At 62.3% G+C, this 22,069-nt stretch carries 25 protein-coding genes; 11 read left to right on the plus strand and 14 right to left on the minus strand.

Annotated elements, in window-relative coordinates; translation table 11 throughout:
• Nucleotides 1–5 precede the first annotated feature (5 nt).
• The 3 genes from urtD (at nucleotide 6) to EN804_RS00160 (ending at nucleotide 1,954) form a co-directional block, all read left to right on the plus strand.
• On the plus strand, nucleotides 6–752 hold the full coding sequence (urtD, locus tag EN804_RS00150) for an urea ABC transporter ATP-binding protein UrtD (RefSeq protein WP_135864454.1): 747 nt from the start codon (nucleotides 6–8) through the stop codon (nucleotides 750–752).
• A 69-nt stretch (nucleotides 753–821) separates the two neighbouring features.
• Nucleotides 822–1,517 carry an urea ABC transporter ATP-binding subunit UrtE gene (urtE, locus tag EN804_RS00155; RefSeq protein ID WP_135918436.1) on the plus strand — a complete coding sequence of 232 codons (696 nt, stop codon included), beginning with the start codon at nucleotides 822–824 and terminating at the stop codon, nucleotides 1,515–1,517.
• Nucleotides 1,518–1,777: 260 nt separating this feature from the next.
• Entirely contained in the window at nucleotides 1,778–1,954 is a 177-nt protein-coding gene (locus EN804_RS00160; protein WP_084636783.1) for a hypothetical protein, read from the plus strand.
• Between the two features lie 49 nt (nucleotides 1,955–2,003).
• Here the strand turns inward: EN804_RS00160 and EN804_RS00165 are convergent, their stop codons facing one another.
• The 8 genes from EN804_RS00165 to EN804_RS00200 form a co-directional block, all read right to left on the minus strand.
• The gene (locus tag EN804_RS00165) at nucleotides 2,004–3,152 is read right to left on the minus strand and encodes a GGDEF domain-containing protein (protein WP_135918437.1); all 1,149 of its coding nucleotides are present in this window, start codon (nucleotides 3,150–3,152) and stop codon (nucleotides 2,004–2,006) included.
• Between the two features lie 183 nt (nucleotides 3,153–3,335).
• Complete coding sequence (locus EN804_RS00170; protein ID WP_135918438.1) at nucleotides 3,336–4,142, minus strand: DUF72 domain-containing protein; 807 nt, start codon at nucleotides 4,140–4,142, stop codon at nucleotides 3,336–3,338.
• A gap of 27 nt (nucleotides 4,143–4,169) precedes the next feature.
• A complete protein-coding gene (locus EN804_RS00175) occupies nucleotides 4,170–4,676 on the minus strand; it encodes a GNAT family N-acetyltransferase (RefSeq protein ID WP_135864456.1) in 507 nt (168 codons plus the stop codon).
• The gene (gene uvrA, locus EN804_RS00180) at nucleotides 4,676–7,597 is read right to left on the minus strand and encodes an excinuclease ABC subunit UvrA (protein ID WP_127872539.1); all 2,922 of its coding nucleotides are present in this window, start codon (nucleotides 7,595–7,597) and stop codon (nucleotides 4,676–4,678) included. The genes EN804_RS00175 and uvrA overlap by 1 nt, the downstream gene beginning before the upstream one ends.
• A 701-nt stretch (nucleotides 7,598–8,298) precedes the next feature.
• Entirely contained in the window at nucleotides 8,299–8,550 is a 252-nt protein-coding gene (locus EN804_RS00185; RefSeq protein WP_167531436.1) for a hypothetical protein, read from the minus strand.
• A gap of 113 nt (nucleotides 8,551–8,663) precedes the next feature.
• Nucleotides 8,664–9,269: an ATP-dependent Clp protease proteolytic subunit gene (locus EN804_RS00190; protein WP_127280361.1), complete on the minus strand. Its 606-nt coding sequence runs from the start codon at nucleotides 9,267–9,269 to the stop codon at nucleotides 8,664–8,666.
• Between the two features lie 22 nt (nucleotides 9,270–9,291).
• Nucleotides 9,292–9,753, minus strand: a complete 462-nt coding sequence (locus tag EN804_RS00195; protein ID WP_135918439.1) for an SRPBCC domain-containing protein — start codon at nucleotides 9,751–9,753, stop codon at nucleotides 9,292–9,294.
• Nucleotides 9,750–10,064, minus strand: coding sequence for a metalloregulator ArsR/SmtB family transcription factor (locus EN804_RS00200; RefSeq protein ID WP_135918440.1), 315 nt, complete (start codon nucleotides 10,062–10,064; stop codon nucleotides 9,750–9,752). Before EN804_RS00200 ends, EN804_RS00195 begins: the two co-directional genes overlap by 4 nt.
• Before the next feature lie 226 nt (nucleotides 10,065–10,290).
• Here EN804_RS00200 and EN804_RS00205 point away from each other — a divergent pair, with 226 nt between their 5' ends.
• Nucleotides 10,291–10,815 (plus strand): single-stranded DNA-binding protein, encoded by a 525-nt coding sequence (locus EN804_RS00205; RefSeq protein WP_023773877.1) that lies wholly within the window; start codon nucleotides 10,291–10,293, stop codon nucleotides 10,813–10,815.
• A gap of 129 nt (nucleotides 10,816–10,944) precedes the next feature.
• Nucleotides 10,945–11,370, plus strand: coding sequence for an OsmC family protein (locus tag EN804_RS00210; RefSeq protein WP_135918441.1), 426 nt, complete (start codon nucleotides 10,945–10,947; stop codon nucleotides 11,368–11,370).
• Between the two features lie 17 nt (nucleotides 11,371–11,387).
• On the opposite strand, the gene EN804_RS00215 is transcribed toward EN804_RS00210, so the two are convergent.
• The 3 genes from EN804_RS00215 to EN804_RS00225 all read right to left on the minus strand — a co-directional run bounded on the left by EN804_RS00215 (nucleotide 11,388) and on the right by EN804_RS00225 (nucleotide 13,290).
• Nucleotides 11,388–12,017, minus strand: a complete 630-nt coding sequence (locus EN804_RS00215) for a MarC family protein (protein WP_127280359.1) — start codon at nucleotides 12,015–12,017, stop codon at nucleotides 11,388–11,390.
• 123 nt (nucleotides 12,018–12,140) lie between these two features.
• Nucleotides 12,141–12,554 carry a hypothetical protein gene (locus EN804_RS00220; protein WP_135897774.1) on the minus strand — a complete coding sequence of 138 codons (414 nt, stop codon included), beginning with the start codon at nucleotides 12,552–12,554 and terminating at the stop codon, nucleotides 12,141–12,143.
• 202 nt (nucleotides 12,555–12,756) lie between these two features.
• Nucleotides 12,757–13,290 carry a hypothetical protein gene (locus EN804_RS00225; protein WP_135918442.1) on the minus strand — a complete coding sequence of 178 codons (534 nt, stop codon included), beginning with the start codon at nucleotides 13,288–13,290 and terminating at the stop codon, nucleotides 12,757–12,759.
• Between the two features lie 85 nt (nucleotides 13,291–13,375).
• Between EN804_RS00225 and EN804_RS00230 the strand changes: the two genes are divergently transcribed.
• Nucleotides 13,376–14,206 (plus strand): AraC family transcriptional regulator, encoded by an 831-nt coding sequence (locus tag EN804_RS00230; protein ID WP_135918443.1) that lies wholly within the window; start codon nucleotides 13,376–13,378, stop codon nucleotides 14,204–14,206.
• A gap of 24 nt (nucleotides 14,207–14,230) precedes the next feature.
• On the opposite strand, the gene EN804_RS00235 is transcribed toward EN804_RS00230, so the two are convergent.
• The gene (locus tag EN804_RS00235) at nucleotides 14,231–14,851 is read right to left on the minus strand and encodes a ParB-like protein (RefSeq protein ID WP_135918444.1); all 621 of its coding nucleotides are present in this window, start codon (nucleotides 14,849–14,851) and stop codon (nucleotides 14,231–14,233) included.
• Nucleotides 14,848–16,542 (minus strand): SulP family inorganic anion transporter, encoded by a 1,695-nt coding sequence (locus EN804_RS00240; RefSeq protein ID WP_246693332.1) that lies wholly within the window; start codon nucleotides 16,540–16,542, stop codon nucleotides 14,848–14,850. The genes EN804_RS00235 and EN804_RS00240 overlap by 4 nt, the downstream gene beginning before the upstream one ends.
• A gap of 210 nt (nucleotides 16,543–16,752) precedes the next feature.
• Here EN804_RS00240 and gyrA point away from each other — a divergent pair, with 210 nt between their 5' ends.
• Nucleotides 16,753–19,554 carry a DNA gyrase subunit A gene (gyrA, locus tag EN804_RS00245; RefSeq protein WP_135864480.1) on the plus strand — a complete coding sequence of 934 codons (2,802 nt, stop codon included), beginning with the start codon at nucleotides 16,753–16,755 and terminating at the stop codon, nucleotides 19,552–19,554.
• A gap of 59 nt (nucleotides 19,555–19,613) precedes the next feature.
• Here gyrA and EN804_RS00250 read toward each other — a convergent pair whose 3' ends face one another.
• Nucleotides 19,614–19,766 (minus strand): hypothetical protein, encoded by a 153-nt coding sequence (locus EN804_RS00250; protein ID WP_015317717.1) that lies wholly within the window; start codon nucleotides 19,764–19,766, stop codon nucleotides 19,614–19,616.
• Nucleotides 19,767–19,960: 194 nt separating this feature from the next.
• On the opposite strand from EN804_RS00250, the gene coaD reads away from it, so the two are divergent.
• The 4 genes from coaD to EN804_RS00270 are packed head-to-tail and all read left to right on the plus strand — an operon-like array spanning nucleotide 19,961 to nucleotide 22,067.
• Entirely contained in the window at nucleotides 19,961–20,461 is a 501-nt protein-coding gene (gene coaD / locus EN804_RS00255; protein WP_127872530.1) for a pantetheine-phosphate adenylyltransferase, read from the plus strand.
• Nucleotides 20,462–20,478: 17 nt separating this feature from the next.
• A complete protein-coding gene (locus EN804_RS00260; protein ID WP_127281065.1) occupies nucleotides 20,479–21,066 on the plus strand; it encodes a peptidylprolyl isomerase in 588 nt (195 codons plus the stop codon).
• A gap of 26 nt (nucleotides 21,067–21,092) precedes the next feature.
• Nucleotides 21,093–21,605, plus strand: a complete 513-nt coding sequence (locus EN804_RS00265) for a peptidylprolyl isomerase (protein ID WP_135864486.1) — start codon at nucleotides 21,093–21,095, stop codon at nucleotides 21,603–21,605.
• 12 nt (nucleotides 21,606–21,617) lie between these two features.
• A complete protein-coding gene (locus EN804_RS00270) occupies nucleotides 21,618–22,067 on the plus strand; it encodes a DMT family transporter (RefSeq protein WP_127279990.1) in 450 nt (149 codons plus the stop codon).
• Nucleotides 22,068–22,069: the final 2 nt, after the last annotated feature.

Below are 22,069 nucleotides of genomic sequence, written 5' to 3' on the forward strand. Positions count from 1 at the left end.
CGGCCATGAGCAAATCCAACACCATCCTCTATCTCGACGGCGTCTCGGTCTCCTTCGACGGCTTTCGCGCCATCAACAATCTGTCGCTGGTGCTCGACAAGGGCGAGATGCGCGCCATTATCGGCCCCAACGGCGCCGGCAAGACGACGATGATGGACATCGTCACCGGCAAGACGCGACCCGACGAAGGCGAAGTGTTCTTCGACGGCCAGGTGGACCTCACCAGGCATGACGAAGCCGAGATCGCCATGATGGGCATCGGCCGCAAATTCCAGAAGCCGACCGTCTTCGAAAGCCACACGATCGAGGAAAACCTGATGCTGGCGCTGAAGGGGCCGCGCTCGATCTTCCCGGCGCTGTTCCACCGCCAATCGCCCGCCGAGACGCGACGGATCGACGAGATTCTTGGCATCATCCGGTTGGGCGACAAGCGTCATGACCTGGCGGCCAATCTTAGCCACGGCCAGAAGCAGTGGCTTGAGATCGGCATGCTCTTGGCCCAGGATCCGAAGTTGCTTCTGGTCGACGAGCCGGTCGCCGGCATGACCGATGCCGAGACAGAGGAAACCGCGCGGCTGCTCAGGGACATCGCCCGTGACCATTCGGTCATCGTCGTCGAGCACGACATGCATTTCGTGCGCGAACTCGGCGTCAAGGTCACCTGCCTGCATGAGGGCTCGGTGCTCTCCGAAGGGACGCTCGATTTCGTATCGGCCGACGAGCGCGTCGTCGAAGTCTATCTGGGGAGATGAGCATGGTCTGGCGGGTGCAATTCCATCACTTCGACATGTCGTTTCTTCGGTTCTGGAGAAGGCGCTGACATGCTCGAAGTTTCCAATGCCACGCTCCATTACGGCGCCGCCCAGGCGCTGCGTGGCGTGTCGCTGAAGGCGGCTGCCGGCCAGATCACCTGCGTGCTCGGCCGCAACGGCGTCGGCAAGACAAGTTTGATGAGATCGATCGTCGGCCATCACCGGCTGACGAGCGGAAGCGTTGCCTTCGAGGGGAAGGCGCTCGACCGGAGCGCGGCGTATGACCGCGCCCGGTCGGGCATCGCATTCGTGCCGCAGGGCAGGGAGATCTTTCCGCTGCTCAGCGTGCGCGAAAACCTCGAATCCGGCTTCGCGCCCTTGAGGCGCGCCGACCGCGACGTGCCGGCGCACGTCTTCGAGCTGTTTCCGGTGCTGAGGCAGATGCTTGCCCGCCGTGGCGGCGATCTTTCCGGCGGTCAACAGCAGCAGTTGGCCATCGGCAGGGCGCTGGTAATGCGGCCGAAGCTGCTGGTGCTCGACGAGCCGACCGAAGGCATCCAGCCCTCCGTTATCAAGGACATCGGCCGCGCCATACGTTATCTGCGCGACCAGGCCGGCATCGCTGTGTTGCTGGTCGAACAGTATCTCGACTTCTGCCGAGAGCTTGCCGACGAGGTCAACATCATGGATCGCGGCCAGATCGTCCACACCGGCCCGGCGCAAGATTTAGACCGGGCTGATGTTCGCAAATTCCTCACGGTCTAGAATCGGCACTGGACTTCAGTTGAAGATTTGAAGTTCTTGGCAAGTCCAATATTTCTTCCATCCATCATCCGCGTCTCTGGCACACGCTATGTCGCATGCTAGTCTTTTCCAGGCTTTGTGAGTCGGCCGCTTCCGTATCAGTCTGGTTATAGCAGATCGAGGCGCGGCGAAGGTTCTGCAAGTTCCACGCAAGCAAGGCTTCCTAGCTTCCCGATCTCTGTCGTTCAAACGCGTTTGGGCACACAGGCTAAGGGACAGCCATGGAACGTTACGTCGAGGACTACCAGAAGCGGCGGCTTACCGAACGTGTCGACATCATCGCCGCCATCAACATCTTGAGGTCACAGGGCTGCGACTACGATGATCTGATCGAGGAGATCACCAAGGTCTTTTACGTTGACCTCGATGCCTTCAATGAAATCGTCATGGCGGCCTAGGGGCAGTCTTCGCTATTCAACAATCACAGAGTCGCCATGATGCGAGTGATCAGCTCGCGCGCCGGAATGGCGAGGCGATGACGCGGTTGCGGCCTCCGCGCTTGGCGTCGTAGAGCGCCTTGTCGGCGGCGCTGAGCACCTTGTCCAAGCTGAGGCCCTCCTTGCTGCCAAACGCAAATCCGGCGCTGACCGTGCAAGTGAGCGAGCCGGTTTCGGTTTCTATCAACCGCATCGCGAAAGCCGCCCGGATGCGCTCAGCTGATTCCTCGACCGTCTCCGGCAGAGTGCGCCTCAGCACCAGTGCGAATTCCTCGCCGCCCATGCGCGCGGCGACGTCGGCCGATCGAAGGTTGGCTGCCAACTCTCTGGCGAACACCTTCAGCACCTCGTCGCCCGCCGCGTGGCCGAATTCGTCGTTGATGGCTTTGAAATTGTCGAGGTCGAAGACGACCACGGCGGTAAAGGCGCCGACCGGAATATGGCCATGCATGTCGAACAGGGCGCGCCGGTTGAGCAGGCCGGTCAGGGGATCCGTCAGGGCGTTGCGGTGGTGGTGCCGCGCCAGACGCCCCTGGTTGAGGGCAAGCGAGAGTGCGCCAATACCCGTCATGCTGGCGATCACCACGATCAGGCTGAGCTCTTCTGCCCAATTGCTTGGCGCGTGGCCGAGCACCAGTTTTCCGTCCCAAGCGAGAACCATGGCGCAGAGCGCGAAGGACGTGGCCGTGGCCGAATAGAGCGTGGTGATGCCGATCGTCAAAGCGGGCGCCTCATCGCGGCCTCTCCAATATTCGAACGCCGTGGCGAACAGGAGCAAGGCGGCGAACATGTTCTCGAACATGAAGCCGAGGCCGTCGTAGCCCAAAGCCATGGGAGGCAGCGCTATCGCCAGGGAAACGCAACCCCACAGCGCCCGCGGCAGCGGCGAGCCGCCGGTGCGGAACTGATAGGCGGCGCCCAGCATGGCCGAAAAGCCGATCAGCAGGAACACCGAGGTGGCGATGCCGAGCAGGCGCCCGGGCATGTCGATATAGGCGTCGTAGATGAAAATATCGCCAACCACGAACACCAGGCTGATCGCCCATGTCAGCAGGAATTTCTCCGAGCGAGCGGTCAGCCACATGCCAAACAATGTCAGGCTGAGGCAAGCGGCGGAGAACCCGACAGCGAGCAGAAGTGAAGTGTAGTCGAGCGACATGCCCCTCTTTCCCTGCCGGCGACGGCTCCAGCTCTGCAGCTTGGCGTCGGAGTATTCATGCGGCAAGGAAGTGTCGATAAGGTTACGATCACGGCGAAGATGCCCAGGAATAGGCGCTTTGCTACGCCCAAAACGCATAGGCGACGCACTTATAGCGGGTGCTGGAAACCGACCGATGCTTTTTCAGTCGGTTACGCGCCTCATCAGCGCCATTGCCCCGAACGGCGCGCGCACCTTGCCCTCGGTGATGAAGTAGACGAAGACATCGCGCGGCTGGACCGGGGCGTCGGTGGCGGGGCCGGCGCGCCGCAGATCGGCCGGCTGCTTGCCTTCCGCCCAGATTTTTGCGCGCGCCGCCCATTCATCGAGGCCTTTTGGCGTGTAGCAATCGGGATTGTCGTCGCTGCCGGTCTGCAACCGCGCATAGACGAAATCGCCGGTGATATCGGCGATGTCAGGATATTTGGCATGGTCGGCATAGACGATCGCCGCCTTGTATTTGCGCGCGAGTGCGGCGAACTCCGGCACGATGAAGCTGTCGTTGCGCACTTCGAGCGCGTGGCGCAGCGCGACGCCGTCCTGCTTTTCCGGCAGCAGTTTCAGAAACGCCTCGAAATCGTCAGGGTCGAATTTCTTGGTCGGCGCGAACTGCCACAGGATCGGTCCGAGCTTTTCACCGAGCGCGGCCACGCCGGAACCGAGGAAACGCATCATCGATTCACCGGCTTCGCCCAGCACACGCCGATTGGTGACGAAGCGGTTGCCTTTCAGCGAATAGACGAAACCGTCTGGCGCCTCGTTGGCCCATTTGACGAAGGTCGGCTCCTTGAAGCTCGAATAATAGGTGCCGTTGACCTCGATGCTCGGCACTTGCCGGCTGGCGTAGTTCAGTTGCTTGGCCTTCGACAACTTGTCCGGATAGAAGGACGTGTCCCAAGGCTCGAAGGTCCAGCCGCCCATGCCGGCGCGGATTGTTCCCGATTTGCTCATCGTCGTCCTCCCAGATTTCAAAAGCGATCAAGCCGCGGTGGGCCTGTCGACGGGTTTGGCCATGTCGACCAGTACCCACCCTGGCCGATAGGGATTGGGTCGGCGACCCGTTTCGTGAAAACCATAGGCGAGATAGAGCGCGATGTTCCGTTCCATCTTGGCGTTGGTGTAGAGCCGCACCTCCGGCAGGCCCCACAGACTTGCCTGTTCATCCGCGTGATTGAGTAACGCGATGCCAAATCCCTTGCCTTGGGAGCCGGGGGCGACCGCGACGGAGAAGATCATGACGTGGTCGGGATGGCGCTCCAGCGTGATTAGCCCGGCAAGCGTGGCGTCCCTCTCCAGCAGCCAGACCTCGCCCTGGGCGACGCGCGGTGCGTAGTCCTCGGTAACCGGGATCGGTGGCGCGTCGAGTATCGCGTTGTAGGGGGCATAGGCCGCTTGAGTCAGCGCGACGATCGCGGCGAGATCTTCTGGGCGGGCAAGCCTCACGCCAAAGCTGCTCTGGACCGTGATGCGACCATCCCTACCCATCACTCCGCCGCTTCGCGCTTGCCCCCCGGGCGCCGTTCCAGAAGCTCCTTGAGGAACTGGCCGGTGTAGCTGCGCTTCTCCCGCACGATTGCTTCCGGCGTTCCAGACGCGACCAGCTCGCCGCCGCCATCACCGCCTTCGGGACCGAGGTCGAGCACCCAGTCGGCGGTCTTGATCACTTCGAGATTGTGCTCGATGACCACCACCGTGTTGCCCTGGTCGACCAATTCGTGCAGCACTTCCAACAGCTTGGCGACGTCGTGGAAATGCAGGCCAGTGGTCGGCTCGTCGAGGATGTAGAGCGTCTTGCCCGTCGCCTTGCGCGACAGTTCCTTGGCCAGCTTGATGCGTTGCGCCTCGCCGCCCGACAGCGTCGTCGCCTGCTGGCCGATATGGATGTAGCCGAGGCCGACCTGCTTCAGCGTGTCGAGCTTGTCGCGCACGCCAGGCACGGCGGCGAAGAAATCGACGCCTTCCTCGACGGTCATGTCGAGCACGTCGGCGATCGACTTGCCCTTGAACAGGACGTCGAGCGTCTCCCTATTGTAGCGCTTGCCGTGGCAGACATCGCAGGTGACGTAGACGTCGGGCAAGAAGTGCATCTCGATCTTGATGACGCCGTCGCCCTGGCAGGCCTCGCAGCGGCCGCCCTTGACGTTGAACGAGAAACGTCCCGGCTGGTAGCCGCGCGCCTTGGCTTCCGGCAGGCCGGCGAACCAGTCGCGGATCGGCGTGAAGGCGCCGGTATAGGTAGCGGGGTTCGAACGCGGCGTCCGCCCGATGGGCGACTGGTCGATGTCGATGACCTTGTCGAGGAATTCCAGCCCCTCGATGCGGTCGTGTTCGGCCGGATGCTCGCGCGAACCCATGATGCGGCGCGAGGCCGCCTTGAACAGCGTCTCGATCAGGAAGGTCGACTTGCCGCCGCCCGACACGCCGGTGACGGCGGTGAAGGTGCCGAGCGGGATTTCGGCGGTGACGTTCTTCAGATTGTTGCCGCGCGCGCCGACAACCTTCAGGCGCCGGTTCTTCTTCGCCTCGCGACGCACGCCGGGCGTCGCTACTTCGAGCGCACCCGACAAATATTTGCCGGTGATCGAATTGGGGTTGGCCATCACCTGCTGCGGCGTGCCCTGGGCGATGATCTCGCCGCCATGGATGCCGGCGGCCGGACCCATGTCGACGACATAGTCGGCATGCAGGATGGCGTCCTCGTCATGCTCGACGACGATCACCGTGTTGCCGATGTCGCGCAAATGCTTGAGCGTGTCGAGCAGACGCGTGTTGTCGCGCTGGTGCAGGCCGATCGACGGCTCGTCCAGAACGTAGAGCACGCCGGTGAGGCCCGAGCCGATCTGCGAGGCCAGCCGGATGCGCTGGCTTTCGCCGCCCGACAGCGTGCCGGAATTGCGCGACAAAGTGAGATAGTCGAGACCGACATCGTTGAGGAAGCGCAGGCGCTCGCGGATTTCCTTCAAGACGCGGACAGCGATCTCATTCTGCTTGTCGTTGAGCTGCGCCGGCAGGTCGGTAAACCAGCGATCGGCATTGCGGATCGACTGTTCCGTCACTTCGCCGATATGCTTGCCGCCGATCTTCACCGCCAGCGCTTCAGGCTTCAGCCGATAGCCCTTGCAGGCCGGGCAGGGCGTTGCCGACATGAAGCGCTCGATCTCCTCGCGCATCCAGGCGGATTCGGTTTCCTTCCAGCGTCGCTCGAGATTGGGGATGACGCCTTCGAAGGTCTTGGTCGTCTTGTAGGAGCGCAGGCCGTCATCATATTGGAAGGTGATTTCGCGCTCGCCGGTGCCGCGCAGGATCGCCTCCTGGGCCTCGGCGGAAAGATCCTTGAACTTGTCGCCGAGCTTGAAGTTGTAGGCCTTGCCCAATGCCTCGAGCGTCTGCGAGTAATAGGGCGAGGTCGACTTCGCCCACGGGCTGACGGCGCCGTCGCGCAGCGACACGTTCTCGTCGGGCACGACGAGGTTGGGATCGATGGCGCGCTGGCTGCCGAGACCGTCGCAGGTCGGGCAGGCGCCGAACGGGTTGTTGAAGGAGAACAGCCTGGGTTCGATCTCCGGAATGGTGAAGCCGGACACCGGACAGGCAAATTTTTCCGAGAACAGGATGCGCTCATGCGTCTCGTTCTTGGATTTGTTGACCGAATCCTCGCCGGTCTGGCTGGCGTCGAGCGGCTTGTCGGCGAACTCGGCCACCGCCAGCCCCTCGGCCAGCTTCAATGCCGTCTCGATGGAGTCGGCGAGACGCGTGGCAAGGTCGCCGCGCACGACGATGCGGTCGACGACGACGTCGATGTCGTGCTTGTATTTCTTGTCCAGCGCCGGCACGTCGGCGATTTCATAGAAGACGCCGTCGACCTTGACGCGCTGGAACCCCTTCTTCTGCAACTCCAGCAGTTCCTTGCGGTATTCGCCCTTGCGGCCGCGCACGATGGGCGCCAGCAGGAACAGGCGCGTGCCTTCCTCGACCGCCAGTACCCGGTCGACCATCTGGCTGACCGTCTGGCTCTCGATCGGCAGGCCGGTGGCCGGCGAATAGGGCACGCCGACACGGGCAAACAGAAGCCGCATATAGTCGTAGATCTCGGTGACGGTGCCGACCGTCGAACGCGGGTTCTTCGAGGTGGTCTTCTGCTCGATGGAGATGGCCGGCGAAAGGCCGTCGATCTGGTCGACGTCGGGCTTCTGCATCATTTCGAGGAATTGCCGTGCATAGGCCGAGAGGCTCTCGACATAGCGGCGCTGGCCCTCGGCATAGATGGTGTCGAAGGCGAGCGATGATTTGCCGGAGCCCGACAGGCCGGTCATGACGATCAGGCTGTCACGCGGCAGGTCGAGATCGACATTCTTCAGATTGTGTTCGCGCGCCCCGCGAATGGAAAGGAATTTATGGTCGGCCATCGCCGGTCGCCGCCTCAGATCTGGAATTCGTGGGATTGGCGGGTTTTTCCCGGCCATCCCCTATGTAGGTCTTTTTGCCGCCACGTCGAGAGACGCCACAACTCCCGACAGAAGTCGTTTAACCGTCTTTCGCGCGAAGGGGCAAGCGGAAAGAACAAAGACCGAACACGCTCCTGACAAAGCTATGCGGAAACTGACCCTGACGTAACCTCCCGGCGATCACATTTTTCCGTAACCGGCTATTGATGGTTGACGCGACCGGCTCACGGGGGCAGTCTCCAGAGGTCAGCGAAGCCGGCCGTCTTTCGATGGCCTCGCCGCCCCAATGCGGCCTGCGAGACGCCGCAGGCATTTGCGATTTGCGCTTCGCGATGGCAATGTCGTAACGGACAAAGGAGCGGAGCATGACGCCACCGGATAGTCCCCCAGGGCTCCACGTCTCGTTGGAGCCGAGGCAGGCATAAGTGCCAGGGTATAGCGTTTGCGCCACCAGACAAACCGTGACCTGCCATATCCCCCAAAATTAGAGACTGTTAGTCGGATCGTCGGCTGAATGCCGCGATGCATCCGAAATCCAACGCCGGCAGTACACTCCCGGCAAAAAATGGATTTGAGATCCAGAAAAGCCCCGTCCGTTTGCCCCAGGCACGGCGGGGCTATTCTTTTGGGCGGGCTCGAGTTTGCAGGACCGATCTTTTGCCCTACCTGGGCGGCTTGATCCCGCCAACCCCGACATCGACCGTGATGCTGCCGGAAATCCTGACATCCGTATCGCCGATCTTGAACTGCCCGTTGCCGCTGCTAGGGAATGCGTCGTCGGGTTCGGGCACCGGGGCTGGCTTGGCGATGCGATAGTCGCCGCTCACGCCGGGCAGGGCGCCTTTCTGCGCCGACGACGAGGCGCCGTCGGCAAGTGCCGCACAGGAGAAAAGGCCGACGATGGCGAGCACCATGGTGGCTGTGACACGGTGCAATGGTCTTGATCGATGTGCGTCGGTCATCCCCCTGTTATAGGGACCTGCCGCCACTTGAACCAGACCGGTATCGTCAAATCTTCGTTCTCGGGTCACGCCGCCTTTTTGCGGGTGTCGAAAACATGGTCGACAAGGCCCCATGCCTGGGCCTCGCGGGCCGTCATGAAATGGTCGCGGTCGAGCGTGCGTTCGACCTCTTCATAGCTGCGGCCGCAATGCTGGGCGTAGAGTTCGGTCATGTGGCGCTTGGTCTGGCCGATGCGTTCGGCATGCCGCTGGATGTCGGAAGCTTGGCCCTGGAAGCCGCCGAGCGGCTGATGCAGCAGGATGGTGGCATTGGGCAGCGCGATCCGGCGCCCGGCCGTGCCCGCCATCAGCAGGAACGATCCCATCGACGCGGCAAAGCCCATGCACACGGTCGACACCGGGCAACTGATATATTGCATCGTGTCGTAAATGGCGAAGCCGCTGGTCACCATGCCACCCGGTGAGTTGATGTAGAGCGAAATCTCCTTCTCGGGATTGTCCGATTCCAGCGACAAAAGCTGCGCGCAGACCAGCGCCGAGACGTCGTCATTGATCTCGCCGTTGATGAAGACGATGCGCTCGCGCAGCAGCCGCGAAAAAATGTCGAAGGCACGTTCGCCGCGGCTCGATTGCTCGATCACCATCGGCACAAGACTGGCAACACCGCTCATTTTTCTTCTCCAATTTCCGTGTTCAGGCCGTGCGCAGCAGAAGATGCGGCGTGTTGCTCGCGGCGATGAGCTTTCCAGCTCCGCGCAGCGAAAGCCGGCAGCCGGCGCTCGTCATGGTAACGGCCGCCTTGCGAGCAAAGCCGTCATGGACGATGCGCAGATGCGTGCCGCCCGAAACGGTGCGGGCGAGTGTGAAGGTGACGGTGCTGTCGAGCGGGTGCTGTCGCGCCGCATCGTCCGACTGTTCCCGCCAGGAATAGCGCAGCAGGTGCTCGGGCTCGGCGTCGAGGATCTCGCACTCGATTGCCGCGTCGGGCCCGGCGAAGGCAAAGCGGCTGCCGGTCTGTGGCCTGATATCATTCGGCATCATCCAGGCGGCGAGCAGTTCCGGCACGGTCAGCGCCCGCCACACCTTTTCCGGCGGCTCGGCTAGGTCATATTCGAATTCGATCGCATCCGGTGCGACTTCGCGTTGGCTCTTCATTGATCCATGTCCTTCAAAACCGTCTTCAGCCTTTCGATGCGCTCCGGCCAGAACGTCCGGTAGCGTTCAATCCAGGAGAGCAGCGGGGCAAGCCCCTGCGGATCGGCGCGGTAATAGGCGTTGCGGCCGGCCCGCCGCTCGACCACGAGACCGGCACCGCGCAGCACCGCCAAGTGCTGGGAGACGGCGGGCTGCGACACAGTCAGGCCGCTGCGCAGTTCCGACACCCTCATCTCGCTCGTCGCGAGACGCTCGAAGACGGCGCGGCGTGTCGGGTCGGCCAGGGCGCGGAAAATCTCTGCTTCGATCATGACAAAAGCATAAGTCGATACTTATTGATTTGGCAAGCGCTGTTTTGCAACCCATATGAGGACCTTGGCCATTGCTGCCATTCCTTGACAATCAGCGGCGATGCATATAGGAACGAAAAGGGAACAAAAACCTTGTGGGAAAAGCCAGCCTTGGCAGGCGGCTGACGTCCGTAGCCTGTAAGGTGCTGCGACAAAAATTTGTTTCGGATGAGCGCGGAGAAATATCATGGCGGGTAGCGTCAATAAGGTCATTCTGGTCGGCAATCTCGGCGCGGACCCTGAAATCCGCCGCCTGAATTCGGGCGAGCCGGTCGTCAACATCCGCATCGCCACCTCGGAAAGCTGGCGCGACAAGAATTCCGGCGAGCGCAAGGAAAAGACCGAGTGGCATAACGTCGTCATCTTCAATGAGGGCATCGCCAAGGTGGCGGAGCAATATCTGAAGAAGGGCATGAAGGTCTATGTCGAGGGCCAGTTGCAGACCCGCAAATGGCAGGACCAGACCGGCGCCGACAAATACACGACCGAAGTCGTGCTGCAGAAATTCCGTGGCGAGCTGCAGATGCTTGACGCGCGCGGCCAGGGTGAGGGCGGCCAGGTCGGCGGCTACAGCGGTGGCGGCAGCAGCCGCGGGTCGGATTTTGGCCAGTCGAGCCCGAATGAAGGGTTCAACCGCGGTGGCGGCAATGCTCCCAGGGGCGGCGGTGGCGGCGGTTCGTCGCGCGAACTGGACGACGAAATTCCGTTCTGATCGGGAGCCGCACCAAACGGCGAATGCTTGTGCTTGATATGCCCCGAGGGTCCTGCATGGACTTTCGGGGTTTTGCATTGTTGATTTGAGCTGACGCCGGCGCGATCGACAGACTGAAAGGACAGGGCGATGAAGGCACGGGTAAAATGGGTCGAGGAGCGCACCTTCGTCGGCGAATCCGGCAGCGGCCACAAGGTCGTATTGGGAACCGCGTCCAGCCCGGACGGCAAGACCCCGGGGCCGAGCCCGATGGAACTGGTGCTGATCGGCACCGGCGGCTGTTCGGCCTATGATGTCGTCCACATCCTTGAAAAGGGACGCGAGGCGATCGAGGACTGTGTCGTAGCACTCGACGCCGACCGGGCCGAGACCGACCCGAAGGTGTTCACCCGCATCCACATGCATTTCATCGTCAAGGGCCGCGCGCTGTCGCGCGACAAGGTCAAGCGGGCGATCGATCTGTCGATCGACAAATATTGCTCGGCTTCCGCCATGATGGCCAAGACGGCCACGCTTACGCATGACTTCGAGATCGTCGATACGACGGCGCAGTAGGGCCGCGGGGATACCGTTCAACTAGCCATCAGCGCCTTGATGCCGTCGGCGACGAACTGCACCGCCAGCGCCGCCAGAATAACGCCGAGCAGGCGGGTCAGGATCGAGCGGCCGGTCTGGCCGAGGATGCGGTCGATGCGCTCCGACAGAACGAACACCAGATAGGTGATGGCGAGGCAGACGAAGATGATGCCGACCAGCGCCGCCTGTGCCGCAAAGCCCTGAAACGAGCCGGAGAGCAGCACAGTCGCCGAAATCGCACCGGGACCGGCGATCAGCGGGATCGCCAGCGGGAAGGCGGCGATGTTGTGGATCATGTCCTTGGTGATGGCGACGTCGCCGATCTTCTCCTTGCGGTCCTGGCGGCGCTCGAACACCATTTCGAAGGCGATGAAGAACAGCAGAAAACCGCCTGCTACGCGGAAGGCCGGCAGCGTGATGCCGAACACCGACAGGATCGAGGCACCTGCGATCGCGAACAGCGCCATCACCAGGAAGCCGATGATCGAGGCTCGTACGGAGACCTGCTGGCGCTCGTCGCGATTCATGCCGCGTGTCACGGCGAGGAACAGCGGTGCCAGCCCGGGCGGATCGATGGTCACGAGAATGGTGACGAAGGCATTGAACAGGCTGTCGAAACTCGGCATCGCTGACCCCTCCCGCCGGGCCGAGCCCGCACTCCGATATTGGTAGAGCAAAGCCCGGTCGATGGGAACTGTCGGAGGGGCCGGAGACTTCGATGCGGTAGGGCGCGTCGCGGCGAAACGGATTCAGGCGACGCGCTTTGTCCGGTGAGCAAAATGCTCATAGGTGATTTGCCAAGGGTGGCTCTCGGAAGGTCTTTCCTCGCCGATCCAATGGAAGCTGTTGGCAGTGATCTCGGTGAAACGCCATCGAGTTTGCAGACCGCGCGAGTCATCGCCGATCTGGACAATGTCCTTACCCTCGGCCCGTCCGATCTGGCGCGAGTAATCTTGGTTGAGCGGATCATTCCAGATGATGTGCCAGCCACCGATCCCAGGATCGAAGATGCGCAAAGTCGTGCCATACATGGTGGACCGCGCAGGGCGCCTGGGCCTGATCCAGATGTCCTGAATCGCGCGGCCTTCGAGTACCCAGCCGAAATGGCATTCTCCGGTCCATTTCTGGATCGTGCCGTCGTCAAGGTGGCGGACCGTGTCCATTTCCCAGCTTCCGATCAGCCATCCATAGAGGTCCACATCTTTCGCTCGGTCGGCTGGGGGAGCCTCGGATACGAGAGCAGTGAGAAATGAAGAAATGGCCATTGTCACGAGGCCGTTTCGCATCCGGCACATTGGGCGTCGCGGACGCCGATCGAGACATGATCGAACATGTTTTTCTCCATTCTTACAATGGTGTGCTGCTTCAGCTTGTAGTTACTCGCCGCGCCAGGAATTCGACCTCGAGGTGCCAGTCCGCGCCATGGTGCGAGCGCTCGCCGAGCCAGCGGAAGGAATTCTCGGTGATCCGCGAAAAGCTCCAGCGCACCGACGACCCGGTACCGTCGGCGCCCACTTGCACGATGGTGTCGCCCTCGGCGCGGCCAAGCTGGCGGCTGTAATACTGGTTGCGCGGGTCGCTCCAGAAAATGTGCCAGGCATCGGCGCTTGGGTCATAGACCCGCAATGTCGTGCCGTAAAAAGTCCATTTGCCGAGCGAAGGCGAGGGGCCGGCGTCGCGCGCGGGCAGGATCCAGACATCCTGGATCGCCCGGCCTTCCAGCACCCAGCCGAAATGCACCTCGCCGCGGCCGGTCAGCACCGTGCCGTCCTCGAGATGGCGTGAGGCGTCAAATGTCCAGGCACCGACGAAGCGGCCGTAGAGGGCCAGTTTTTCAGCGAGCCCTTCGATCGGTCCGGGACTGTGCAAGGCTTCGGCAAATGAGGATTGTTCGAACATGGCTGCGGCCTCTTCTTGTCAGGAGACCGCGAGGAATAGGTGCTTGCAGGGTTCTGGGCTTGGGAAAAATTGCTATATTTCGGCCATGACGGCGACCGCGAATACCCTTGCATCCGGACCTGGCTGGCACGTGGCGGATGTCATCTGCACGGCCAGCGCCGGCGATCGGCCGTTCGAGGAAGCACATCGGGATTTTTGCGTCGCGGCAGTCACCGGCGGCTCGTTCCGCTACCGCGCGCAGCAAGGCACGGCAATGCTCGCGCCAGGCAGTCTCCTGCTCGGCAATTCCGGCACCTGCTACGAATGCGGGCACGAGCATGGCAGCGGTGACCGTTGCCTCTCCTTCCATTTCGGGCCGGCCTATATGGACCGGATCGTGGCTGATGTGCCGGGCGCCAGGACGCTCACCTTCGCGGCGCCACGCCTGCCGCCGTTACCGGCCCTGGCGCCGTTGCTGGCCGAGGCGGAAGCCGCACGCGACCTGGCCGACGCGGACGCCTTCGAGGAACTCGCCTTGCGCATCGCGGGTGCCGCGATGGCTACAATCTCCGGCGCCACGCATGCCGGGTGCGGCCCAAGCCGCCGCGATCAGAAAAGGGTTGCCGAGGCGGTGCGGCGGATCGAACTGGGTGCCGACGGACCGATCTCGCTTCCAGCGTTGGCGGATGAGAGCGCGACCAGCCCCTATCATTTCCTGCGCACCTTCCGGCAGGTCGCCGGCATGACGCCCTATCAGTACCTGCTCAGGACCCGGTTGCATCGCGCGGCAGTGCGATTGCACACGTCGAAAGATGCCATCTCGGCAATTGCTTTCGAGACCGGCTTCAACGATCTGTCGACCTTCAACCGCCGGTTTCGGCGGGTCATGGGCGAGACCCCGGGCCGCTATCGCGCCATGCGCGCGGGCAGCGGCTGAAAAGTTGCGTCACCACCCGTGGCATCAGTCCATGGTCGGCCCGCACCAGCCGGGCAGATAGTCGGCGTCCTTGCCCTTGGCCAGCACGAGCGCATCCTTCATCGCCTTGTCGAAATTTTTCGCCACCGCGCCTTTGTCGATGCGTCGGCGCAGGAAATCCGCCCACAGGAATTCGCTGAACGGCGTGGTGTCCTTGGCGTAGCCACCCAGTCGGCGCAGTTCGCCAGCCATGCTCCGGTAAGGGTCGTCGACCAGTTCGCCGATGGTCTTCGGCAGGGCGGCATAAGCCCAGCGCTGGCCGTTTTCATCGAATGGATGCATCCAGCCGCGGTTGTCGAGCATGAAAAGGAACGCGTCCTTGTCCAGTGCCGACAGGTCGCTGATCACCGTCACGAGCACATCCTTGACGCCTTCCTCGATCAGGGCGCGGGCGAGATGATGGTGATCGGTGACGTAGTTGCGGTTTTTCGGGCCCAACACGACCGGGATCATGTGCTTGCCCAGAAAGGCGCCTGTGTTCGCGGCGCTCTGCGAGCGGATCAGCTGGCGCTTGAGATCCACCTCGCGCATCCCGACAGTAATTTGCGTTGGCCGCAGTTCCTTGACCGGGACCGGGGTCACCAACGGCTCTCTCAGGACGATCATGGTGCACTCTCCTGGTTTTCCGGCGGGCCGGAATGCAGAGCCCTGACGGCGGCATCGACGCTGTGGAAGATCCGCTGCGGGCCGACGAGATCGATGATGCCGAACCGCGCAAGGGCTGCCTGGGCACGCACCGATTCCATCCGAGCAATGGCGAATATTGCGCCCGCATTGCGGCAATGGGTGATGGTTTCGATCAATGCCTGGGCGGCGGTGTAGTCGATTTCGACAATGTTACTGGCCTCCAGCACGACGAGTTTCACATCGCCCTTGCGGGCGTCGACCAGATCACAAAAGCCGCGTTTGAAACCGTCGGCATTGACGAAGGACAATGGCGCCTGGAACGCCGCGACCAGCACGCCGGGGAGTTGTTCGCCAGCGCTCGGCTTGCCCGGCGGCCACCAGACGGAGGTTCCCGGGACCTGTTCAAGTTCGATCGGCAGCGTCTGGGTCGCGCTCCAGATTCCGTGCAGCAGCGACAGGCCGATGCCGACCGCCACGCCGGTCTCGATGGGCAGCACGACGATGGCCGCCATGGTGATCAGGATCAATGCGAATTCGACCGGCGCTTGCCGGTAGACACTGGCGAAAACCTTCCAGCGCAGAATGTGCTGGGCGACGAACATCAGGACCCCGGCGAGGGCGGCCTGCGGAACATCGGCGAGCAGGCCGCCGCCAAAGGCGCCCAGCGCCACAACGAGCGCCGCGGCAATGAGGCTCGAGAGTTGCGAGCGGCCGCCCGACTGGGAGACGATTGCCGTGCGTGGTGGGCTGGCGTTGACGGCGAAGGCGCCGAACAGGCTCGACGCGATGCTGCCGGCGCCGGCACCAACGAAATCGCGGTTGACGTCGGGCGCGTCGCCCTGCGGAGCGAAGGAACGGGACGTGGCGGCCGTCTGCACCATGACGACGATGGCGATCAGCAATGCCAGCGGAACGAGCGCCTGCACGTCGTCGAGACCGGCCAGTGGCAACCCTGCCCGCGGCAGGCCATTCGGCAAGGCACCAAGCACCTCGACGCCATGATCCTTGAGGCCGAAAATGGCGACCGCTGTCGTGGCAAGCACCATGCCGATCAGCGCGCCGGGGATGCGGGCGCTGATAAGCTCGGAAAACAACACGATTGCGAATACCCCAAGGCCGAGCGTCAGGCTCCAGGGGTTGGTGAGATGGAGGCTGCTGGCGATTTCGCCGATGCGCTGCACGGTTTCGCCGCTTTCCGCCGGCAGGCCGAGCAGTCCAGGCAATTGTGAAACGATGATATGGACGGCGATGCCTGCCAGAAAGCCAGTCGTGACCGGCACCGAGAGCAGGTCGGCAATCCAGCCGAGGCGAAAGACGCCGCTCAGCATCACGATCAGCCCGACCATCAGCGCCAGCGTGGCGGCCAGCGCCAGATAATGCGGTGAGCCTGATGATGCGAGCAGCGCCAGGCTGCCGGCAAACAAAGGCGTGATGGTCGAATCCGCGCCGGTCGAAAGGTGGCGATTGGCGCCGAACAGCGCAAACGCCACCGAACCGGCGACAAAGGCGAAAAATCCGACCTCGGGCGCAAAGCCGCCGAGCCTGGCTGTCGCCATCTGCTCGGGAATGGCGATCGCGGCCAGTGTGACGCCCGCGATCAGATCGCCATTGAAATCCCGGGGCGTCCAACCGTGCAGCGCCCGCAAAGGTAGCCATGAGCTCCAATTCATGGTGATCGCGGCTTTTGCTTGGGGAGTTGGTCCATTACAGGCTTTTGCCTTGGTGGCGGCGAAAAGCGTAACGGCCATATCGTCGCAATTAGCGGTATCCTTTTGAAATTACCACTAAAAATGACACTGGAAAAGTGCCGTGAACATTGGAGTTTCGGCCGTGCTTCCTATATAAGCGGTCAGTGATTCCTGATTAGATTGTGATCCGATTTGACCGACCAAAAGACACCGCGCGGCGCCGACGGCGGCCCCACCGGCATCGAACCCATCTCCATCATCGAGGAGATGCAGAGTTCCTATCTCTCTTACGCCATGAGCGTGATCGTCAGCCGTGCGTTGCCAGATGTGCGCGATGGCCTGAAGCCCGTGCACCGCCGCATTCTCTACGCGGCGCATGAGAGCGGCTACCACTGGAACCGCAAATACGTGAAGTCGGCGCGTCCTGTCGCCGACGTGATGGGTAAATACCATCCGCATGGCGATGCCTCGATCTATGACGCCTTGGTGCGCATGGCGCAGGACTGGTCGCTGCGTGTGCCCTTGATCGACGGGCAAGGCAATTTCGGCTCGATCGACGGCGATCCGCCGGCGGCGATGCGCTATACCGAATCGCGCCTGACCAAGGTCGCGCATGAGCTTCTGGAGGATATCGACAAGGACACCGTCGATTTCCAGGACACTTATGATGCATCGGACACCGAGCCAAAGGTTCTGCCGGCGCGCTTTCCCAATCTGCTGGTCAACGGCTCGGGCGGCATTGCCGTCGGCATGGCGACCAACATCCCGCCGCACAATCTCGGTGAGGTCTGCAACGCCGCCATTGCCGTCATCGACAATCCGGCGATCGACCTGCCGGCGCTGATGGAGATCATTCCGGGCCCTGATTTCCCGACCGGCGGCATCGTGCTTGGCCGCTCCGGCATCTACAGCGCCTATTCCACAGGCCGCGGCTCAATCGTCATGCGCGGCAAGGTCAACATCGAACAGCGCGGCAATGACCGTGAATCGATCATCATCACCGAGGTTCCCTATCAGGTGAACAAGGCCTCGATGATCGAGAAGATGGCCGAACTGGTGCGCGACAAGCGCATCGAGGGCATTTCCGACATTCGTGACGAAAGCGACCGTCAGGGTTATCGCGTCGTCATCGAACTCAAACGTGACGCCGTTGCCGACGTCGTCCTCAACCAGCTCTACCGGTTCACGCCGCTGCAGACGTCTTTCGGCGCCAATATGGTGGCTCTGAACGGCGGCAAGCCGGAACTGCTGAACCTGACCGACATGCTGACGGCATTCGTCACCTTCCGCGAGGAGGTGATCAGCCGGCGGACTAAGTTCCTGCTCCGCAAGGCGCGCGACCGCGCCCATGTGCTGGTTGGTCTAGCCATCGCCGTCGCCAACATCGACGAAGTGATCAAGCTTATCCGCACCGCGCCGGATCCGCAGTCGGCGCGCGAGCAGTTGATGGAGCGGCGCTGGCCTGCGGGTGACGTTGAATCGCTGATCCTGCTGATCGACGATCCACGCCATCGCATCAACGAGGACGGCACCTACAATCTGTCCGAGGAACAGGCGCGCGCCATCCTCGAACTGCGCCTGCAGCGCCTGACAGCGCTGGGCCGCGACGAAATCGCCGATGAGTTGAACACGATCGGCGACGAGATCAAGGACTACCTCGACATCCTGTCGTCTCGCGCGCGTATTCAGCAGATCGTCAAGGACGAACTCGCCGCCGTGCGCGACGAGTTCGGCACGCCACGCCGCACCGAGCTCACCGACGGTGGCGCGGACATGGAAGACGAGGACCTGATCCAGCGCGAGGACATGGTCGTGACGGTGAGCCATTCCGGCTACATCAAGCGCGTGCCGCTTTCGCTCTACCGGGCGCAGCGCCGCGGCGGCAAGGGTCGCTCCGGCATGTCGACCAAGGAAGAGGATTTCGTCACCCGGCTGTTCGTCGCCAACACGCACACGCCGGTGCTGTTCTTCTCCTCGCGCGGCATCGTCTACAAGGAAAAGGTCTGGCGCCTGCCGATCGGCAACCCGCAGTCACGCGGCAAGGCACTGATCAATATGCTGCCGCTGGAGCAGGGCGAGCGCATCACCACGATCATGCCGCTGCCCGAGGACGAGACGAGCTGGGGCGAACTCGATGTGATGTTCGCCACCACGCGGGGCACCGTGCGCCGCAACAAGCTTTCCGACTTCGTCCAGGTCAACCGCAACGGCAAGATCGCCATGAAGCTGGAGGAGGAGGGCGACGAGATCCTCGGCGTCGAGACCTGCACCGACAATGACGACGTGCTTTTGACCGCCAGCTCGGGACAGTGCATCCGCTTCTCGGTCGGTGACGTGCGCGTCTTCCAGAGCCGAAACTCGGTCGGCGTGCGCGGCATCACCATGGCTGACACCGACCGCATCATCTCAATGTCGGTGATCGAGAATGTCGATGCGCCGCCGGCTGAACGCGCCGCCTACCTTAAGCGTGCCGCGGCCGAACGGCGGCTTGCCGCGGGCATCGCCGCCGGTGAAGAGGAAGAGATCGCGCTGACCAATGAAGAGGTCGGCGAGGAGACGGAGCTTTCCGACGAGCGCTACGAGTTCCTCAAGGCGCATGAGCAGTACGTGCTGACGGTCACCGAATACGGTTACGGTAAGCGCTCTTCGTCCTATGATTTCCGCCTGACTGGACGCGGCGGCAAGGGCATCCGCGCCACAGACGTGTCGAAGACGGCCGAAATCGGCCGTCTGGTGGCAACTTTCCCGGTCGGCAATGACGATCAGATCATGCTGGTGTCGGACGGCGGCACCGTCATTCGTGTGCCCGTCAATGGCATCCGTTTCGCTAGCCGCGCCACCAAGGGCGTGACCATCTTCAACACGGCTGAAGGTGAAAAGGTGGTTTCGGTCGAACGGATTTCGGAGCCACAAGCGGACGAGGAAGCGGAAGAGGTCGAGGGTGGCGCGGAGCCCGGTTCGACGCCTGACGGCAGTCCGGATAACAGCGAATAGTCGTTGGTTAGCATAGTAACGCCGGCCTGTGGCCGGCGCGGCAGCAAGTCGACAATAGCTTAGTAATGGCGATACGGCTTGCGCAGGCCGAAGCCTTCGAAGCGTTTGGTGGTTGCCTTGACGCGAATGCGCTGCGCCTCCTGATGCAGCCCGAATACTGTGGCGATCAGCATGGCGACGGTCATTGCGGTGGCGAGCATGTAGATCAGCATGTGCGTGTTCTCCTGCGCCTTACAACGGATATATGGGGCTTTGGTTTCATCTTATTAAGGGTGCAACCTAGTGAACGCTGCGTGAAGGCTTCGTGATCAGCGTATTCATCTGTCGTTCATGTGCCGGAAAAGGTTCACGGGCCGCCTGCCGATCGGATTTGCCTTTGTGAGAGAGGCTCGCTAGAAGCTCCGGCATGACCGAACGCATCGCCCTTTACGCCGGCTCCTTCGACCCGCTGACCAACGGCCATCTCGATGTGCTGAAAGCGTCACTGGCGGTTGCCGACACTGTCTATGCGGCGATTGGCATTCATCCGGGCAAGAAGCCGCTGTTCTCCTTCGACGAGCGGGTGCGGTTGATTGAAGCCGCCACGAAAGCCGAATTCGGCCGCGATGGCGCCCGCATCAAAGTGGTCGCTTTCGATGGGCTGGTGATCGATGCCGCCAGAAGGGAAGGCGCCTCGATCATGATCCGCGGTCTGCGCGATGGCACCGACCTCGACTACGAAATGCAGATGGCGGGCATGAACGAAACCATGGCGCCGGAGTTGCAGACGGTTTTCCTGCCCGCCAGCCCGTCGGTGCGAACCATTACCGCCACACTTGTGCGCCAGATAGCCTCGATGGGCGGCGACATCCGCCCCTTCGTGCCGGCGGCCGTGGCCGGTGCGCTCACCGCAAAATTCGCGAAATAAGCTCGGAGAAAATCCTCATGCAGCTCAAAAGGCTCGCCTCATTCCTTGTTGTGCTCGCCGGTCTCTTGACCGCGTCCGTTTCCGCCTATGCTGCAGACCCGGAAAACACCATGATCATCACGCTGAAGGGGGGCGACGTCACCATAGCGTTGCGCCCCGATCTGGCACCCAAGCATGTCGCGCAGATCAAGAAGCTGGTGCGCGATCATGCCTATGACAATGTGGCTTTCCATCGCGTCATCGACGGCTTCATGGCGCAGACCGGCGACGTCAAGTTCGGCAACATGGAAAAGGGATTTAACGCCCAGGCCGTCGGCACCGGCGGCTCGGACCTGCCCGACCTGCCGGCCGAATTCTCTCAGACCGAGCACTACAAGCGTGGCGTGGTCGGCATGGCCCGCTCGCAGGATCCGAACTCCGCCAATTCGCAGTTCTTCATCATGTTCGCACCGGCACCGCCGCTCGATGGCCAATATACCATCGTCGGCAATGTCGTCAGCGGCATGGAGCTGGTGGACAAGATCAAGAAGGGCGACGAGGCGGACAATGGCACGGTTGCCGATCCCGACCGGATGATCAAAGTGCGCATTGCCGCCGACAAATAGTTCCATTTTACAAAAGGATATCTGACATGGCTGAGATCAAGGACCGCGAGAACGCGCTCATCATGGAAACGACCAAGGGCGAGGTCGTCATCGAACTGTTTCCCGATTTGGCCCCCGGCCATGTCGCCCGCATCAAGGAACTGGCGCGCGAAGGCGCCTATGATGGCGTCGTCTTCCACCGCGTCATCGAAGGCTTCATGGCGCAGACCGGCGACGTCAAGTTCGGCAACTCGAGCAAGCCCTCGTTCGCGCCTTCCCGCGCGGGCATGGGCGGCTCGGAAAAGCCTGACCTGAAGGCAGAGTTCTCCAACGCGAACCACGGTCGCGGCACCTGCTCGATGGCCCGTTCGCAGAACCCGAACTCGGCCAATTCGCAGTTCTTCATCTGTTTCGACGATGCCGCGTTCCTCAACCGCCAGTACACGGTCTGGGGCCAGGTCATCGAAGGCATGGAGAATGTCGACAAGATCAAGCGCGGCGAGCCGGTGCAGGATCCCGACAAGATCGTGTCGCTGAAGGTCGCGGCAGACGTCAAGTAAGGCGAAACGACAATGATGGGCGTCGTCTGGTCGCTTCTCGGCATCCTGTCCGGCGCCTTCATTGCGATTCAGGCGCCGATCAATTCGCAGCTGGCGCGCGGCCTGGGTCTCCCGGTCGCGGCGGCCGCGTTTTCGTTCCTGTCGGGCGCGGTCGTGCTCGGCATCATCTCGGTAACGGTGGTGAAGCTGCAAGGCATTTCGCTCGACTGGAAGGCGCCGGCGCCGTGGCTGTTCGTCGCCGGGGGCATGCTCGGCGGCTTCTATGTTACGCTCTCCACCATCCTGACGCCACGCATCGGCGCCGCCGCGCTGATGGCGTTCCTGGTGGCCGGTCAGTTGCTGGCCGGCATGCTCATCGACCGCGTCGGCTTCCTCGGTGTCGCGGTGCGTGAAATATCAGTCGGCCGCGTGGCCGGCGCCGTGCTTCTGCTGGCCGGAGCGCTGCTCGTTCGGCTGTTTTGATT

Origin of the sequence: Mesorhizobium sp. M8A.F.Ca.ET.161.01.1.1 (assembly GCF_004792105.1) — a bacterium.
Taxonomy (GTDB): Bacteria; Pseudomonadota; Alphaproteobacteria; order Rhizobiales; family Rhizobiaceae; genus Mesorhizobium.

What these genes read in the sequence shown, in the direction of transcription:
- urtD (WP_135864454.1), top strand. Translation starts at nt 6, where the DNA reads ATGAGCAAATCCAACACCATCCTCTATCTCGACGGCGTCTCGGTCTCC.
- urtE (WP_135918436.1), top strand. Translation starts at nt 822, where the DNA reads ATGCTCGAAGTTTCCAATGCCACGCTCCATTACGGCGCCGCCCAGGCG.
- EN804_RS00160 (WP_084636783.1), top strand. Translation starts at nt 1,778, where the DNA reads ATGGAACGTTACGTCGAGGACTACCAGAAGCGGCGGCTTACCGAACGT.
- EN804_RS00165 (WP_135918437.1), bottom strand. Translation starts at nt 3,152, where the DNA reads ATGTCGCTCGACTACACTTCACTTCTGCTCGCTGTCGGGTTCTCCGCC.
- EN804_RS00170 (WP_135918438.1), bottom strand. Translation starts at nt 4,142, where the DNA reads ATGAGCAAATCGGGAACAATCCGCGCCGGCATGGGCGGCTGGACCTTC.
- EN804_RS00175 (WP_135864456.1), bottom strand. Translation starts at nt 4,676, where the DNA reads ATGGGTAGGGATGGTCGCATCACGGTCCAGAGCAGCTTTGGCGTGAGG.
- uvrA (WP_127872539.1), bottom strand. Translation starts at nt 7,597, where the DNA reads ATGGCCGACCATAAATTCCTTTCCATTCGCGGGGCGCGCGAACACAAT.
- EN804_RS00185 (WP_167531436.1), bottom strand. Translation starts at nt 8,550, where the DNA reads ATGGTGCTCGCCATCGTCGGCCTTTTCTCCTGTGCGGCACTTGCCGAC.
- EN804_RS00190 (WP_127280361.1), bottom strand. Translation starts at nt 9,269, where the DNA reads ATGAGCGGTGTTGCCAGTCTTGTGCCGATGGTGATCGAGCAATCGAGC.
- EN804_RS00195 (WP_135918439.1), bottom strand. Translation starts at nt 9,753, where the DNA reads ATGAAGAGCCAACGCGAAGTCGCACCGGATGCGATCGAATTCGAATAT.
- EN804_RS00200 (WP_135918440.1), bottom strand. Translation starts at nt 10,064, where the DNA reads ATGATCGAAGCAGAGATTTTCCGCGCCCTGGCCGACCCGACACGCCGC.
- EN804_RS00205 (WP_023773877.1), top strand. Translation starts at nt 10,291, where the DNA reads ATGGCGGGTAGCGTCAATAAGGTCATTCTGGTCGGCAATCTCGGCGCG.
- EN804_RS00210 (WP_135918441.1), top strand. Translation starts at nt 10,945, where the DNA reads ATGAAGGCACGGGTAAAATGGGTCGAGGAGCGCACCTTCGTCGGCGAA.
- EN804_RS00215 (WP_127280359.1), bottom strand. Translation starts at nt 12,017, where the DNA reads ATGCCGAGTTTCGACAGCCTGTTCAATGCCTTCGTCACCATTCTCGTG.
- EN804_RS00220 (WP_135897774.1), bottom strand. Translation starts at nt 12,554, where the DNA reads ATGGACACGGTCCGCCACCTTGACGACGGCACGATCCAGAAATGGACC.
- EN804_RS00225 (WP_135918442.1), bottom strand. Translation starts at nt 13,290, where the DNA reads ATGTTCGAACAATCCTCATTTGCCGAAGCCTTGCACAGTCCCGGACCG.
- EN804_RS00230 (WP_135918443.1), top strand. Translation starts at nt 13,376, where the DNA reads ATGACGGCGACCGCGAATACCCTTGCATCCGGACCTGGCTGGCACGTG.
- EN804_RS00235 (WP_135918444.1), bottom strand. Translation starts at nt 14,851, where the DNA reads ATGATCGTCCTGAGAGAGCCGTTGGTGACCCCGGTCCCGGTCAAGGAA.
- EN804_RS00240 (WP_246693332.1), bottom strand. Translation starts at nt 16,542, where the DNA reads ATGAATTGGAGCTCATGGCTACCTTTGCGGGCGCTGCACGGTTGGACG.
- EN804_RS00250 (WP_015317717.1), bottom strand. Translation starts at nt 19,766, where the DNA reads ATGCTGATCTACATGCTCGCCACCGCAATGACCGTCGCCATGCTGATC.
- coaD (WP_127872530.1), top strand. Translation starts at nt 19,961, where the DNA reads ATGACCGAACGCATCGCCCTTTACGCCGGCTCCTTCGACCCGCTGACC.
- EN804_RS00260 (WP_127281065.1), top strand. Translation starts at nt 20,479, where the DNA reads ATGCAGCTCAAAAGGCTCGCCTCATTCCTTGTTGTGCTCGCCGGTCTC.
- EN804_RS00265 (WP_135864486.1), top strand. Translation starts at nt 21,093, where the DNA reads ATGGCTGAGATCAAGGACCGCGAGAACGCGCTCATCATGGAAACGACC.
- EN804_RS00270 (WP_127279990.1), top strand. Translation starts at nt 21,618, where the DNA reads ATGATGGGCGTCGTCTGGTCGCTTCTCGGCATCCTGTCCGGCGCCTTC.